Here is a 17,700-nt window from a genome sequence, read left to right as displayed (position 1 = left end):
CGAAATGCCCGTTTTTATTGGGCGCCGGAGGGCGCAAACAGAAAGTCGCGAAGCCGCTTAAATATCAATGTGACATTACCGGGCGGATTGTTTAGGATGACGCCCAATAGGTCAATACCTTGACGGAAAAGTAATTTTTCTGGCGCGCCATCAAAAAATTGACGCCAGTAAGTTTTCGAAGAAATTAAGTACTCCAGCTTATTGAATCGGCACCAGCGACAGGGCCGGTCTCCTGGGTGGATACCCCCTGAATGGCAATACACGGAGAGTCTTTTATGAGCAGCGTTGCGGTCGTCAAAAGCATTGTCGGTCAAGTGTTCGCAGTATCCCCAGAAGGGATCCGCCGCCTGCTGGTAGAAGGTGATCGTCTGTTCGCCGGCGAGCTGGTCGACACTGGCCCGGCGGGCGCCGTTTCGCTGGAACTGACCGATGGCCGCGTCATTGACCTGGGCCGCGACACCCAGTGGAGCGCCAATGCACCTGACTCGACCACCGACCTCAGCGCCGCCACCGCTCAAGCAGCACCGTCCGTCGCCGAACTGCAGCAAGCCATCGCCGCCGGTGCCGACCCGACCCAAGATCTTGAAGCCACTGCGGCAGGCCCGACCGCAGCCGGTGCAGACGGCGCCGTCGGCGGCGGCCATAGCTTTGTCGTGCTGGAAGCGACGGCCGGTGTGGTCGACCCAACCATCGGTTATCCGACCAACGGTTTAAATGCTGCAGATGCGGCGGCTAACACCCTGACCGGCGCTGATAACAACGGCGTCGACCCGCGCAACGTCACCATTACCCTGACCGCCACGCCGACCATCACCGAAGCCGGTGGCGTAGTGGTTTACACCGTGTTCGTCACTCAGGCCCCCACCAGTGACCTGACCGTCACGCTGTCCAATGGCCTCGCTGTGGTAGTCGCGGCCGGCCAGACCTCGGGCGCCCTGAACGTCACCTTCGCCGGCAATGACACGCCTTACCTGGACGCCTCGTCGATCTCGGCCACCATCGCCGGCACCTCCGGCGGCGGCAACCTGATCATCACCACCGACCCGACGCCGGCCGTCACTCAGGTCAATGACACCATCGACACCACCACCGTTACGCTCACCGCGACGGCTTCGGTGGATGAAGGTGGCAAAATCGTCTACACCGCCACCGTGAACAACGCCGCGCAGACCGACGTCACCATCACGCTGTCCAACAACACCACCATCACCATCGAAGCCGGCAAGACCACCGGCACCGTGAGCGTCGATACCCCAGCCAATCTGGCTGATGGCAAAGACCTTAGTGTCAGCGCGACCATCACCAGTGCGACGGGCGGCAATTACGAAAACCTGGCAATCAACCCGCAGGCAGCCACCACCACCGTTAACGCAGTGGATGACCCAAGTTTTTTGCAGGCGGATAGCAGCACCATTGCCGAAGATGGCGTTGCCACCGGCAACGTGCTGACGAACGACAGCGATATCGACAACGTCTTGTCGGTCGCTACGTTCAACGTCGGCGGTGCGACGTTCATCGCCGGTCAAACGGCTGTCATTGCTGGCGTCGGCTCCATCACCATCGCGGCTGATGGCGCTTACACGTTCACGCCGGTCAAGGACTTCAACGGCGACGTGCCGCAGATTGGCTACACCACCAATACCGGCTCGAGCAGCACGCTGGTGGTCAAGGTCGACGCAGTGGACGATCCGAGTGTCCTGCAAGCGGACAACGGCAGTGCACGGGAAGACGGCGTTGCTACCGGCAATGTACTTGCCAATGACGTCGATGTAGACAACGTGCTGAGCGTTGCCACGTTTAATGTCAACGGCACCACTTACACTGCGGGCCAGACGGCCGTTATCGCGGGCGTGGGTTCGATCACCATCGGCACTGACGGCGCTTACGCCTTCACCCCGGTTAAAGACTTCAATGGTGATGTGCCGCAAGTTGGCTATACCACCAACACTGGCTCCAGCAGCACCCTCGACGTGAAGATCGACCCCGTCGACGACGCCAGCGTTTTGCAAGCCGACACCGGCAGCGCCAAGGAAGATACCGTCGCCACCGGCAATGTGCTGACCAACGACAGCGACGTGGATAACGTCCTGACCGTTACGAGTTTCAACGTCAACGGCACTAACTACCAAGCGGGCCAAACCGCCGTTATTGCTGGTGTGGGCACAATCACCATCGGCACCGACGGCGCTTACGCCTTCACGCCGGTCAAAGACTTCAACGGCGACGTCCCACAAATCGGCTACACCACCAACACCGGCTCCAGCAGCACCCTGGACGTGAAGATCGACCCCGTCGACGACGCCAGCGTTCTGCAGGCCGATACCGGCAGCGCCAAGGAAGACACCGTTGCCACCGGCAATGTGCTGACCAACGACAGCGACGTCGATAACGTCCTGACCGTCGCCAGCTTCACCGTCAACGGCACTAACTACCAAGCGGGCCGGACCGCTGTTATTGCTGGTGTGGGCACAATCACCATCGGCACCGACGGCGCTTACGCTTTCACGCCGGTTAAAGACTTCAATGGTGATGTACCGCAAATCGGCTACACCACCAACACCGGCTCCAGCAGCACCCTGGACGTGAAGATCGACCCGGTCGACGACGCCAGCGTCCTGCAGGCCGATACCGGCAGCGCCAAGGAAGACACGGTTGCTACCGGCAACGTGCTGACCAACGACAGCGACGTGGACAACGTCCTGACCGTCGCCAGCTTCACCGTCAACGGCACTAACTACCAAGCGGGCCAGACCGCTGTTATCGCCGGCGTGGGTTCGATCACCATCGGTACCGACGGCGCTTACGCCTTCACCCCGGTTAAAGATTTCAATGGTGATGTGCCGCAAATCGGCTACACCACCAACACTGGCTCCAGCAGCACTCTCGACGTGAAGATCGACCCGGTCGACGACGCCAGCGTCTTGCAGGCTGACACTGGCAGCGCGAAAGAAGACGCTGTTGCCACTGGCAACGTGCTGACTAATGACAGCGACGTGGACAACGTCCTGACCGTTGCCTCCTTCAATGTGGGTGGAACCACTTACGCCGCTGGCCAGACGGCCATCATTGCAGGCGTGGGTTCGATCACCATCGGCACTGACGGCGCTTACGCCTTCACCCCGGTTAAAGACTTCAACGGCGACGTCCCACAAATCGGTTACACCACTAACACCGGTTCCAGCAGCACTCTCGACGTGAAGATCGACCCGGTCGACGACGCCAGCGTCTTGCAGGCTGACACTGGCAGCGCGACGGAAGACACCGTTGCCACTGGCAATGTGCTGACCAACGACAGCGACGTGGATAACGTCCTGACCGTTGCCTCCTTCAATGTGGGTGGAACCACTTACGCCGCTGGCCAGACGGCCATCATTGCAGGCGTGGGTTCGATCACTATCGGCACCGACGGCGCTTACGCCTTCGCCCCGGTTAAAGACTTCAACGGCGACGTCCCACAAATCGGCTACACCACCAACACTGGTTCCAGCAGCACCCTCGACGTGAAGATCGACCCCGTCGATGACGCCAGCGTTTTGCAAGCCGACACCGGCAGCGCCAAGGAAGACACCGTTGCCACCGGCAACGTGCTGACCAACGACAGCGACGTGGATAACGTCCTGACCGTTGCCAGCTTCAATGTGGGTGGGACTACTTACGCCGCTGGCCAGACGGCCATCATTGCAGGCGTGGGTTCGATCACCATCGGTACTGACGGCGCTTACGCCTTCACCCCGGTTAAAGACTTCAACGGCGACGTCCCACAAATCGGTTACACCACTAACACCGGTTCCAGCAGCACCCTGGACGTGAAGATCGAGCCGGTCGACGATGCCAGCGTCCTGCAGGCCGATACCGGCAGCGCCAAGGAAGACACCGTCGCCACCGGCAATGTGCTGACCAACGACAGCGACGTGGATAACGTCCTGACCGTTGCCAGCTTCAATGTGGGGGGGACCACTTACGCCGCTGGCCAGACGGCCATCATTGCAGGCGTGGGTTCGATCACCATCGGTACTGACGGCGCTTACGCCTTCACCCCGGTTAAAGACTTCAACGGCGACGTCCCACAAATCGGCTACACCACCAACACCGGTTCCAGCAGCACCTTGGACGTGAAGATCGACCCGGTCGACGACGCCAGCGTCCTGCAAGCCGACACAGGCAGCGCGACGGAAGACACCGTTGCCACTGGCAATGTGCTGACCAACGACAGCGACGTGGATAACGTCCTGACCGTTGCCTCCTTCAATGTGGGTGGAACCACTTACGCCGCTGGCCAGACGGCCATCATTGCAGGCGTGGGTTCGATCACCATCGGTACTGACGGCGCTTACGCCTTCACCCCGGTTAAAGACTTCAACGGTGATGTACCGCAAATCGGCTACACCACTAACACCGGTTCCAGCAGTACCTTGGACGTGAAGATCGACCCGGTCGACGACGCCAGCGTTTTGCAAGCCGACACCGGCAGCGCCAAGGAAGACACCGTCGCCACCGGCAATGTGCTGACCAACGACAGCGACGTCGATAACGTCCTGACCGTCGCCAGCTTCACCGTCAACGGCACTAACTACCAAGCGGGCCAAACCGCCGTCATCTCGGGCGTTGGCTCGATCACCATCGGCACCGACGGCGCTTACGCCTTCACCCCGGTTAAAGACTTCAATGGTGATGTACCGCAAATCGGCTACACCACCAACACCGGCTCCAGCAGCACCCTCGACGTGAAGATCGACCCGGTCGACGACGCCAGCGTCCTGCAGGCCGATACCGGCAGCGCCAAGGAAGACACCGTCGCCACCGGCAATGTGCTGACTAACGACAGCGACGTCGATAACGTCCTGACCGTTACGAGTTTCAACGTCAACGGCACTAACTACCAAGCGGGCCAAACCGCCGTCATCGCGGGCGTGGGTTCGATCACCATCGGCACTGACGGCGCTTACGCCTTCACCCCGGTTAAAGATTTCAACGGTGATGTGCCACAAATCGGCTACACCACCAACACCGGCTCCAGCAGCACCCTGGACGTGAAGATCGACCCCGTCGACGACGCCAGCGTTCTGCAAGCCGACACCGGCAGCGCGAAAGAAGACACCGTTGCTACCGGCAACGTGCTGACTAATGACAGCGACGTCGATAACGTCCTGACCGTCGCCAGTTTCACCGTCAACGGCACTAACTACCAAGCGGGCCAGACCGCTGTTATCGCCGGCGTGGGTTCGATCACCATCGGTGCCGACGGCGCTTACGCCTTTACGCCGGTTAAAGACTTCAATGGTGATGTGCCGCAGATTGGCTACACCACCAATACCGGCTCCAGCAGCACCCTTGACGTGAAGATCGACCCGGTCGATGACGCCAGCGTCCTTCAGGCCGACACCGGCAGCGCGAAAGAAGACACCGTTGCCACCGGCAATGTGCTGACCAACGACAGCGACGTAGATAACGTGCTGACCGTTGCCTCCTTCAATGTGGGTGGAACCACTTACACCGCCGGCCAAACCGCCGTCATCGCGGGCGTGGGTTCGATCACCATCGGCACTGACGGCGCTTACGCCTTCACCCCTGTCAAAGATTTCAACGGTGATGTGCCGCAAGTTGGCTACACCACCAACACCGGCTCCAGCAGCACCTTGGACGTGAAGATCGACCCCGTCGACGACGCCAGCGTCTTGCAGGCTGACACCGGCAGCGCGAAAGAAGACACCGTCGCCACCGGCAATGTGCTAACCAACGACAGCGACGTGGATAACGTGCTGACCGTTACCAGCTTCACCGTCAACGGCGCGAGTTATGTTGCCGGCCAAACCGCCGTCATTGCAGGCGTGGGCTCGATCACCATCGGCACCGACGGCGCTTACGCCTTCACCCCGGTCAAAGACTTCAACGGCGACGTCCCACAAATCGGCTATACCACCAACACCGGCTCCAGCAGCACCCTCGACGTGAAGATCGACCCTGTCGACGACGCCAGCGTCCTGCAGGCCGATACCGGCAGCGCCAAGGAAGACACCGTCGCCACCGGCAACGTGCTGACCAACGACAGCGACGTGGATAACGTCCTGACCGTTGCCAGCTTCACCGTCAACGGCACTAACTACCAAGCAGGCCAAACCGCTGTTATTGCTGGTGTGGGCTCGATCACCATCGGCACCGACGGCGCTTACGCTTTCACGCCGGTTAAAGATTTCAACGGTGATGTGCCACAAATCGGCTACACCACCAACACCGGCTCCAGCAGCACCCTCGACGTGAAGATCGACCCTGTCGACGATGCCAGCGTCTTGCAGGCTGACACTGGTAGTGCTAAGGAAGACACGGTTGCTACCGGCAACGTGCTGACTAATGACAGCGACGTGGACAACGTCCTGACCGTCGCCAGTTTCACCGTCAACGGCACTAACTACCAAGCAGGCCAAACCGCTGTTATTGCTGGTGTGGGCTCGATCACCATCGGCACCGACGGCGCTTACGCCTTCACCCCGGTCAAAGACTTCAACGGCGACGTCCCACAAATTGGCTACACCACCAACACCGGCTCCAGCAGCACCTTGGACGTGAAGATCGACCCTGTCGACGACGCCAGCGTCTTGCAGGCTGACACCGGCAGCGCGAAAGAAGACACCGTCGCCACCGGCAATGTGCTAACCAACGACAGCGACGTGGATAACGTGCTGACCGTTACCAGCTTCACCGTCAACGGCGCGAGTTATGTTGCCGGCCAAACCGCCGTCATTGCAGGCGTGGGCTCGATCACCATCGGCACCGACGGCGCTTACGCCTTCACCCCGGTTAAAGACTTCAATGGTGATGTGCCGCAAATCGGCTACACCACCAACACCGGCTCCAGCAGCACCCTGGACGTGAAGATCGACCCGGTCGACGACGCCAGCGTCCTTCAGGCCGACACCGGCAGCGCCAAGGAAGACACCGTTGCCACCGGCAATGTGCTCACTAACGACAGCGACGTCGATAACGTGCTGACCGTTGCCAGCTTCAATGTGGGTGGAACCACTTACACCGCCGGCCAAACCGCCGTCATCGCGGGCGTGGGTTCGATCACCATCGGTACCGACGGCGCTTACGCCTTCACCCCGGTTAAAGATTTCAATGGTGATGTGCCGCAAATCGGCTACACCACCAACACTGGCTCCAGCAGCACTCTCGACGTGAAGATCGACCCGGTCGACGATGCCAGCGTCTTGCAAGCCGACACCGGCAGCGCGAAAGAAGACACCGTTGCCACCGGCAATGTGCTGACTAACGACAACGACGTCGATAACGTCCTGACCGTTACCAGCTTCACCGTCAACGGCGCGAGTTATGTTGCCGGCCAAACCGCCGTCATTGCAGGCGTGGGCTCGATCACCATCGGCACCGACGGCGCTTACGCCTTCACCCCGGTTAAAGACTTCAACGGTGATGTGCCGCAAATCGGCTACACCACCAACACCGGTTCCAGCAGTACCTTGGACGTGAAGATCGACCCGGTCGACGATGCCAGCGTCCTGCAGGCCGATACCGGCAGCGCCAAGGAAGACACCGTCGCCACCGGCAACGTGCTGACCAACGACAGCGACGTCGATAACGTCCTGACCGTTGCCAGCTTCACCGTCAACGGCACTAACTACCAAGCAGGCCAAACCGCCGTCATTGCAGGCGTTGGCTCGATCACCATCGGCACCGACGGCGCTTACGCCTTCACGCCGGTTAAAGACTTCAACGGCGATGTGCCGCAAATCGGCTACACCACCAACACCGGCTCCAGCAGCACCTTGGACGTGAAGATCGACCCGGTCGACGACGCCAGCGTCCTGCAAGCCGACACCGGCAGCGCGAAAGAAGACACCGTCGCCACCGGCAACGTGCTGACCAATGACAGCGACGTCGATAACGTCCTGACCGTCGCCAGCTTCACCGTCAACGGCACTAACTACCAAGCGGGCCAGACCGCTGTTATTGCTGGTGTGGGTTCGATCACCATCGGCACCGACGGTGCTTACGCCTTTACGCCGGTTAAAGACTTCAACGGCGATGTGCCGCAAATCGGCTACACCACTAACACCGGTTCCAGCAGCACCCTGGACGTGAAGATCGACCCGGTCGACGATGCCAGCGTCTTGCAAGCCGACACCGGCAGCGCGAAAGAAGACACCGTTGCCACCGGCAATGTGCTGACTAACGACAACGACGTCGATAACGTCCTGACCGTTACCAGCTTCACCGTCAACGGCGCGAGTTATGTTGCCGGCCAAACCGCCGTCATTGCAGGCGTGGGCTCGATCACCATCGGCACCGACGGTGCTTACGCCTTCACCCCGGTTAAAGACTTCAACGGCGACGTCCCACAAATCGGTTACACCACTAACACCGGTTCCAGCAGCACCCTGGACGTGAAGATCGAGCCGGTCGACGATGCCAGCGTCCTGCAGGCCGATACCGGCAGCGCCAAGGAAGACACCGTCGCCACCGGCAATGTGCTGACCAACGACAGCGACGTGGATAACGTGCTGACCGTTGCCTCCTTCAATGTGGGTGGAACCACTTACGCCGCTGGCCAGACGGCCATCATTGCAGGCGTGGGTTCGATCACCATCGGCACCGACGGTGCTTACGCCTTTACGCCAGTCAAAGACTTCAACGGCGACGTCCCACAAATCGGCTACACCACCAACACCGGCTCCAGCAGCACCCTGGCCGTGAAGATCGACCCTGTCGACGACGCCAGCGTCCTTCAGGCCGACACCGGCAGCGCGAAAGAAGACACCGTTGCCACCGGCAATGTGCTGACTAACGACAGCGACGTCGATAACGTGCTGACCGTTGCCAGCTTCAATGTGGGTGGAACCACTTACACCGCCGGCCAAACCGCCGTCATCGCGGGCGTGGGTTCGATCACCATCGGTACCGACGGCGCTTACGCCTTCACCCCGGTTAAAGATTTCAATGGTGATGTGCCGCAAATCGGCTACACCACCAACACTGGCTCCAGCAGCACTCTCGACGTGAAGATCGACCCGGTCGACGACGCCAGCGTTTTGCAGGCTGACACCGGCAGCGCGAAAGAAGACACCGTTGCTACCGGCAACGTGCTGACCAACGACAGCGACGTGGATAACGTGCTGACCGTTGCCTCCTTCAATGTGGGTGGAACCACTTACACCGCCGGCCAAACCGCCGTCATCGCGGGCGTGGGTTCGATCACCATCGGCACCGACGGTGCTTACGCCTTCACGCCGGTTAAAGACTTCAACGGCGATGTGCCGCAAATCGGCTACACCACCAACACCGGTTCCAGCAGTACCTTGGACGTGAAGATCGACCCGGTCGACGACGCCAGCGTCTTGCAAGCCGACACCGGCAGCGCGAAAGAAGACACCGTTGCTACCGGCAACGTGCTGACTAACGACAGCGACGTGGATAACGTGCTGACCGTTGCCTCCTTCAATGTGGGTGGAACCACTTACACCGCCGGCCAAACCGCCGTCATTGCAGGCGTTGGCTCGATCACCATCGGCACTGACGGCGCTTACGCCTTCACGCCAGTCAAAGACTTCAACGGCGACGTCCCACAAATCGGCTACACCACCAACACCGGTTCCAGCAGCACCCTTGACGTGAAGATCGACCCCGTCGATGACGCCAGCGTCTTGCAAGCCGATACCGGCAGCGCGAAAGAAGACACCGTCGCCACCGGCAACGTTCTGACTAATGACAGCGACGTGGACAACGTCCTGACCGTCGCCAGTTTCACCGTCAATGGCACTAACTACCAAGCAGGCCAGACCGCTGTTATTGCTGGTGTGGGCACAATCACCATCGGCACCGACGGCGCTTACGCCTTCACCCCGGTTAAAGACTTCAACGGCGACGTCCCACAAATCGGCTACACCACCAACACCGGTTCCAGCAGCACCCTTGACGTGAAGGTCGACCCCGTCAACGACGCCCCTGTACTGGGCAACGCTTCGACCAATGCCTTCGGCGACACCTACATCGAAGGCAAGCCAGGCGGCTACATCGCGGCGAACCTGACGGTCAGCGATGTGGACAACAGTACCCTGCAAAGTGCCAAAGTCACGCTGGTCAATCCCCTGGCAGGCGACTTACTGATTGCAGATGCAAGCAATGCGAAAATCACCGTCAGCTATGACAAAGGCACCGGCGTATTGACCTTGTCCGGTGACGCCACCAAAGCCGAATACCAGGAAGTCCTGCGCTCGGTGCACTTCGCCAGCGAAAGCCAGAACCCGGCCCCGACCGACCGCACACTGACCATCACCGTCAACGATGGCCAGCTCGATTCGGCCCCTGTGACCTCCGTGGTGAAGGTGGTTCCGGTCAACGATCCGCCTGTGGTGCAGTTCGACAGCACCACGTTCACCGAGCAAGCCGAGGCCGGTGCACTGGTCAAAAACCTGAGCATCAGCGACGTCGACAACACCACTTTCAGCAAAGTGGTGGTCACGGTCGATAAACTGGCGTCTGGTGACCTGCTAAGCAGTGCCGATGTGCTCAAGGCACTGGCCGTTGCCGGGATTACCATCACCCAGAGCGGCAGTGCCGCCGATGGCAAAATCGTCTATACCCTCACCAGCAACTCGTCGGCCGGCAGCAGCGCGGCTGACTTCACCAAAGTGGTTGAAGCGATCACCTTCCAGACGCCGGGCAATAACCCGGTCGGCACGGATCGCAGTGTCACCATTGACGTCACCGACATCGGCGGCGGCAACCTTGACCGGGAGCCACCGCAGACCGGCAGTGCCACCGGCAAGGTCACCATCGATCTGTTCAACGATGCACCCACCGCAGCGGCCAACCCGGCTGGTGCAGATGAAGACCATGCGGCGACGATCGTACTGAGCGGCACCGATGTGGACGGCACCGTCGCCAAGTTTGTCATCACCGCATTGCCGGAAAACGGCAAGCTATACAGCGATGCCACCCTGCAAACCGAACTCAAAGCCGGCGACTCAGTGCCGGCGGGTGTCGACGGCAAAGCCTCGGTTTATTTCTCGCCAACCGGCGACTGGAGCGGCAGCACCTCGCTCACCTTCACGGCGGTCGACAATGGCGGTAAAGCCAGCGCCGATACCACTGCCGCAGTCACCATCGCCCCAGTGACCGACACCCCGCACCTGGGCCTGCTCGGCGGCGGCGTCGTGACCGCGATCAACTTCGACAGCGCCCATCTCAACGGTTCGTGGAGCACGGTTGCGGTCGGCGCTGCCAATAACGCAGCAGGTAACGGTACCCCTGCGGCCACCCAGTGGTTGACCGGTAACAGCGACGGCAAGGTCGAGATTGGCCAAAGCAGCGTCTACGGTGTCGGCACCCCGGGCAACAGCCAGGTGATCGAGCTGGAAAAAAATGCCGGCGACGACGCCAGTCTGTACACCATCATCAAGGCCGAAAGCGGTACGGCGTACACTATCAGCGTCGACTACTCGCCACGTGCGGGGGCCGAGAATAACTCGGTGATCGACGTTTTCTGGGGCGGCGTCAAAGTGGGCACCCTGGATGCAACCACCGTAGGCATGAAGACCTACACCTTCGTGGTGCCTGTCACCGCTGACGGTGATGCCAAGCTCGAGTTCAAGGCGCCTACCAGCAATTCGCTGGGTGGCGTGATGGACAACATCAGCGTCACCCAGGTACTGAACACCGGCCTGGAAGACCACGCGATCAAGCTGTCCGCGATTGACGCTTACGCCACCGACAAGGATGGTTCCGAGACGCTCAAGCTGGAGGTCAGCGGTATTCCGACCGGCGCGACCCTTTCCGACGGTGCGGGCCATACCTTCACCGCGACGGCAGGCATCCAGAGCATCGACATCAGCACCTGGAACAAGGCCACACTGGTCTTTAATCCTGCGCCGGACACCAATGGCCTGGTGAACCTCACCGTAACCGCCACCGCACAGGATGGCGCAGCATCGCCGAAGTCCGAATCGATTACGTTGCCGATCAACGTCATCGCAGTCGACGACCCTAGCGTTCTGAAAGCTGATATCGGCAGCGCGCAGGAAGACACCGTTGCCACCGGCAACGTGCTGACCAACGACAGCGACGTCGATAATGTCCTGACCGTTGCCTCTTTCAATGTGGGTGGAACCACTTACACTGCCGGCCAAACCGCCGTCATCGCGGGCGTGGGTTCGATCACCATCGGTGCCAACGGTGCGTACACCTTCACCCCGGTTAAAGACTTCAACGGCGACGTGCCGCAAATCGGCTACACCACCAACACAGGTTCCAGCAGCACGCTGAATGTGAACATCGTGGCGGTCGATGATCCGAGTGTCCTCAAGGCTGACACCGGCAGCGCGCAGGAAGACACCGTTGCCACCGGCAACGTGCTGACCAATGACGTCGACGTGGACAACGTGTTGACCGTGGCGAGCTTCAACGTCGGTGGCACCACTTACACCGCCGGCCAAACCGCCGTCATCGCGGGCGTGGGTTCGATCACCATCGGTGCGAACGGCGCCTACACCTTCACCCCGGTTAAAGACTTCAATGGTGATGTGCCGCAAATCGGCTACACCACCAACACGGGTTCCAGCAGCACGCTGAACGTGAACATTGTGGCGGTGGATGATCCGAGTGTTCTTAAGGCTGATACCGGCAGCGCGCAGGAAGACACCGTTGCCACCGGCAACGTGCTGACCAATGACAGCGACGTCGATAATGTCCTGACCGTTGCCTCCTTCAATGTGGGTGGAACCACTTACACCGCTGGCCAAACCGCCGTCATTACAGGCGTGGGTTCAATCACCATCGGTGCGAACGGCGCCTACACCTTCACACCGGTTAAAGACTTCAACGGCGACGTGCCGCAAATCGGCTACACCACCAACACAGGTTCCAGCAGCACGCTGAATGTGAACATTGTGGCGGTAGATGATCCGAGTGTTCTTAAGGCTGATACCGGCAGCGCGCAGGAAGACACGGTTGCCACTGGCAACGTGCTGACCAATGACGTCGACGTCGATAACGTCCTGACCGTGGCGAGCTTTAACGTCAGTGGCACCAACTACACCGCCGGCCAAACCGCCGTCATCGCGGGCATTGGTTCGATCACCATCGGTGCGAACGGTGCGTACACCTTCACGCCGGTTAAAGACTTCAACGGCGACGTCCCACAGATCGGCTACACCACCAACACCGGCTCCAGCAGCACGCTGAATGTGAACATCGTGGCGGTCGATGATCCGAGTGTTCTTAAGGCTGATACCGGCAGTGCGCAGGAAGACACCGTTGCCACCGGCAACGTGCTGACCAATGACGTCGACGTGGACAACGTGTTGACCGTGGCTAGCTTCAACGTCGGTGGCACCACCTACACCGCCGGCCAAACCGCCGTTATTACAGGCGTGGGTTCGATCACCATCGGTGCGAACGGCGCCTACACTTTCACGCCGGTTAAAGACTTCAACGGTGATGTGCCGCAAATCGGCTACACCACCAACACGGGTTCCAGCAGCACGCTGAATGTGAACATCGTGGCGGTGGATGATCCGAGTGTTCTTAAGGCTGATACCGGCACTGCGAAGGAAGATACGGTTGCAACCGGCAACGTGCTGACCAACGACAGCGACGTGGACAACGTGTTGACCGTGGCGAGCTTCAACGTCGGTGGCACCACTTACACCGCCGGCCAAACCGCCGTCATTACAGGCGTTGGTTCGATCACCATCGGTGCCAACGGTGCGTACACCTTCACGCCGGTTAAAGACTTCAACGGTGATGTGCCGCAAATCGGCTACACCACCAACACAGGTTCCAGCAGCACGCTGAATGTGAACATCGTGGCGGTGGATGATCCGAGTGTTCTTAAGGCTGATACCGGCAGCGCGCAGGAAGACACGGTTGCCACTGGCAACGTGCTGACCAATGACGTCGACGTCGATAACGTCCTGACCGTGGCGAGCTTTAACGTCAATGGCACCAACTACACCGCCGGCCAAACCGCCGTCATTACAGGCGTTGGTTCGATCACCATCGGTGCCAACGGCGCCTACACCTTCACCCCTGTTAAAGACTTCAATGGTGATGTGCCGCAAATCGGCTACACCACCAACACCGGCTCCAGCAGCACGCTCAATGTGAACATCGTGGCGGTCAACGATGCGCCGACGGCAGCCAATGGTGTTGTCGCGAGCAATGAGGACACCTCGGTCGAACTGACCTGGGCGACTTTCGGTGTCAAGGATGTGGACTCGTCCAATCCGAAGGTGGTGTTCACCAGCCTGCCTGCCGGTTCCATCGAGTACAACGTCAACGGCACGTGGGTCAAACTGACGTCGGCGGACCTGAAGACCGATACCTCGGCGGGCAAGGCGTTCAGCCAGTCTGATTTCGATAACCACAACGTGCGTTTCACCCCGGCGGCCAACGAGTCGGGTGACAACAGCTTCGGCGGCACCGGTGTGGGCAACATGCAAGTCGATTACACCCAGCTGAAGTTCCAGGCTACCGACGGCACTGCCTACAGCGATACCAAGATCATCACTGTGGATATCCACCCGGTGACGGACGTTCCTGTCGTGACGGTCGGCGCATTCAGCGCTGTGCCGACCGGCCTGATCATTCAAACCTGGAGCGGCGGCAACCTGCGCACTGATTTGGGGACCAATGGTAACGGGGTGGCCAATTCCAGCGATCTGATCCGCGTGATCGACGCCAAGACCGCCGCCAGCGCGATCACCAGCGGCGTGACCAGCAACGTCAGCAACGGCAATGTGGCTGAGGGGACCGCGACCAAAGTGTCCGGCCTGGTCTATATGGAAGCCGGTAAGAGCTACACCTTCACCGGCACCGCCGACGACAGCCTGGCCATTACCGTGGGCGGCAAGTTGGTCGCCACCGAAACCTGGAGCAAGGGCAGCGCGATTACCGGCACGGCCTTCACTCCGGCGGAGTCGGGTTACTACACCCTCGACATCTACCACTACAACCAGGCCGGCGGCGGCAACTACGACGTCAATGTGTCGATCAACAGCGGCCCGTCGATGTCGCTGGGCAACAGCGGCCTGCAGACCTACACCAGCGTGGACGCCTTGAAAGCGGCCGGCGCGGTGCTGGGCGACAGCCATGTGGTCAATGGCGAAGGCTATTACACCGGCTACGTCTACAACCGTGGCCTGGAAGACACCGCCATCAAGGTCGCGCCGATCACTACCACGTTTGTCGACAACGACGGCTCGGAATCCCACAAGGTGGAAATCAGCGGCCTGCCCGTCGGCACCGTGATCACTGACGGCACCACGGGCCACAGCTTCACGTCGACCGGCGCATCCACGCTGTACGATGTCAGCACCTGGAACCTGAAGACCCTGACGGTTACGCCGTTCAAGGATTCCACCGCCAGCTTCGATATCACCGTGAAAGCGACCGCCAAAGAATTGAGCACCGGCGTTGAAGCGGTCACAACCGGCAAAGTGAGCATCGTGGTCACTGCCGTCAACGACGCGCCTACCCTGGACCTCAGCACCGCGGACGGTTCTGTCGCCACGGGCTTCAACACTTCATACACCGAGCGCGGTACCAGCGGCGTTGCGATTACCGGCAACGTGGCCATCAGTGACGTCGACAGCACCCAGATGCAAAGCGCGACCATCACCCTGAAAAACGCGAGTTCGGGTGACGTGCTCAGCTCCAACCTGGTGGCTGTGGGCGGTACCTACAAAGGTGTCACCGTGACCAGCGTCGGCACGGATGTCAGCGGCAAGATCGTGCTGACTCTGTCGGGTGTGGCTGATGCGGCGACCTACAAAGCGTTGCTTGAGTCGTTCCAGTACTCCAGCACCAGCAAGTACCCAGCCATTGGTGAACGCACCATCGACATCGCCGTGACTGACAACGAAGGTAGCAACAGCCTGAGTTCGTCGGTAGCGACGACCACCATTACGGTCAAGCCTCAGGTCTACACGCCGGTCACGGAAGGCGGTGCGGCGGCGGATACCATTGATCTGGGCTCCAGCTCGGCCAACAACATCGTGGTCGGCGACAAGGGTGGCATCACCACTCCAGGTGCCAACTACAACATCGCGTTTATCGTCGACACCTCGGGCAGTATCGAGACGAGCGCGATGACGTCGATCAAGACCCAGCTCTCGAGTATCTTCGATACCCTGATCGCCAACGCCAAGCTGACGGGGTCCGGCGTGGTGAAAGTGCTGTTGGTCGACTTCGATACCAAGGTTGAATCGCAGGTGTCAGTCAACCTGGCCGACCAGGCTGCTGCCAAGGCCGCCCTGCAGACAGTGTTGAACAGCATGGCTTCGGGCGACGCGACCAACTACCAGGATGCCTTCAACGCGGCAACTGCCTGGTTCAAGAGCAATGACGCGACCAGCAACGCCGGTGCAAAAAACCTGACGTATTTCATTACCGACGGTGAGCCGAATGTCTACAACGCTACGTACGACAACATCAGCCTGGGGTATACCAGCTCTTGGTGGGGGTCCAACGTTACCTTTGACAACAAGGTCAACGCCTACACCTACACCCTGGGCCAGACCACTCCGGTCACTGCAACGATCTACGGTCAGACGCAGGTCATTGTCGACAAAGACGGCAAGGTTTACTCGTACGATTCGTACGGCACCAAGAGCTTCGAAGGGTATGTTGTCTCCGATGGCCGTGGTGGTTTCGATGTCGCGGGCGCTACCGGCAACTCCGGCCGTTATGATTACGCGCTGGAAAACGCCAAGGCCGCTTACACGGCGCTGACGACTTCTGTCACGGGTGGGGTTGAGGTACAAGCCATCGGCCTGGGCAACAGCGTCGATAAGGACATGCTTCAGAAGTACTTCGACAGCGACAAGACAGTCAGCACCATCGACACCGCGAAGCTGGCCGATACCATTACTGGCCACACGGCCGATACCGGTGCCGACAACGTCTTCGGCGGCTCGGGCAACGACATCATCTTCGGTGACCTGATCAGCTACAAAGGCCAGGAGGGCGGTGCCGCGCTCAAGGCGTTCGCCGCCGAGAAGCTGTCCACCACCGTCGACCAGATCGATGACCGCAGCTTGCATCAGTACATCACTGAACACGTGCAGGACATCGGTGCTCTGGCCAACGCGTCGAACATCTATGGCACCAATGACGGCGGCGATACCCTGATCGGTAACGCCGGTAACGACATCCTGTTCGGCCAGGGCGGCAACGACGCTCTCTCCGGCGGCGTCGGCAACGACATCCTGGTGGGCGGCAAAGGTAATGATGTGCTCAGCGGCGGTGCGGGTGCCGATACCTTCGTGTGGCTCAAGGGCGACACCAACACCAACGGCGGTTTCGATCGCATCACCGACTTCAAGCACGGCGAAGGCGACAAGCTGGACCTGTCCGATTTGCTGCAAGGTAATAACGACACCAACCTGGCTAACTATCTGAAGCTATCAACCGATGCTTCGGGCAACTCGACGCTGAGTGTCAGCAGCACGGGCGCATTCACCGCTTCAGGTGGTGGCACGGCCGATGTCACGATCAAGGTCGATGGCGCGAGCTGGGGCAGTGGCAGCGCCGCGATCAACAGCCTGATCGCCGGTGGCGACCTGACCGTCAAGCATCACGACTGATCCTGCGGCGGCGCCAATCTTTCGGGATTGGCGCCCCTTGGGCATCAGCGTCGGGAAAATGTGTGTAATCTCTGCAGAGGCCGCGCGCGGCACCTGCAGGGATTTT

The 17,700-nt window shown here is 60.1% G+C and carries 1 protein-coding gene; it reads left to right on the top strand.

The window, feature by feature from the left end; all coding sequences use genetic code 11:
* Window positions 1–275: 275 nt before the first annotated feature.
* Window positions 276–17,594, top strand: a complete 17,319-nt coding sequence (locus OSC50_RS23190) for an Ig-like domain-containing protein (RefSeq protein ID WP_266245455.1) — start codon at window positions 276–278, stop codon at window positions 17,592–17,594.
* Window positions 17,595–17,700 lie beyond the last annotated feature (106 nt).

This window comes from Pseudomonas quebecensis (assembly GCF_026410085.1).
Classification (GTDB): Bacteria; Pseudomonadota; Gammaproteobacteria; order Pseudomonadales; family Pseudomonadaceae; genus Aquipseudomonas; species Aquipseudomonas quebecensis.
The sequence above is the reverse complement of the archived record's forward strand: the minus strand, read 5'-3'. Positions and strand labels throughout refer to the sequence as shown.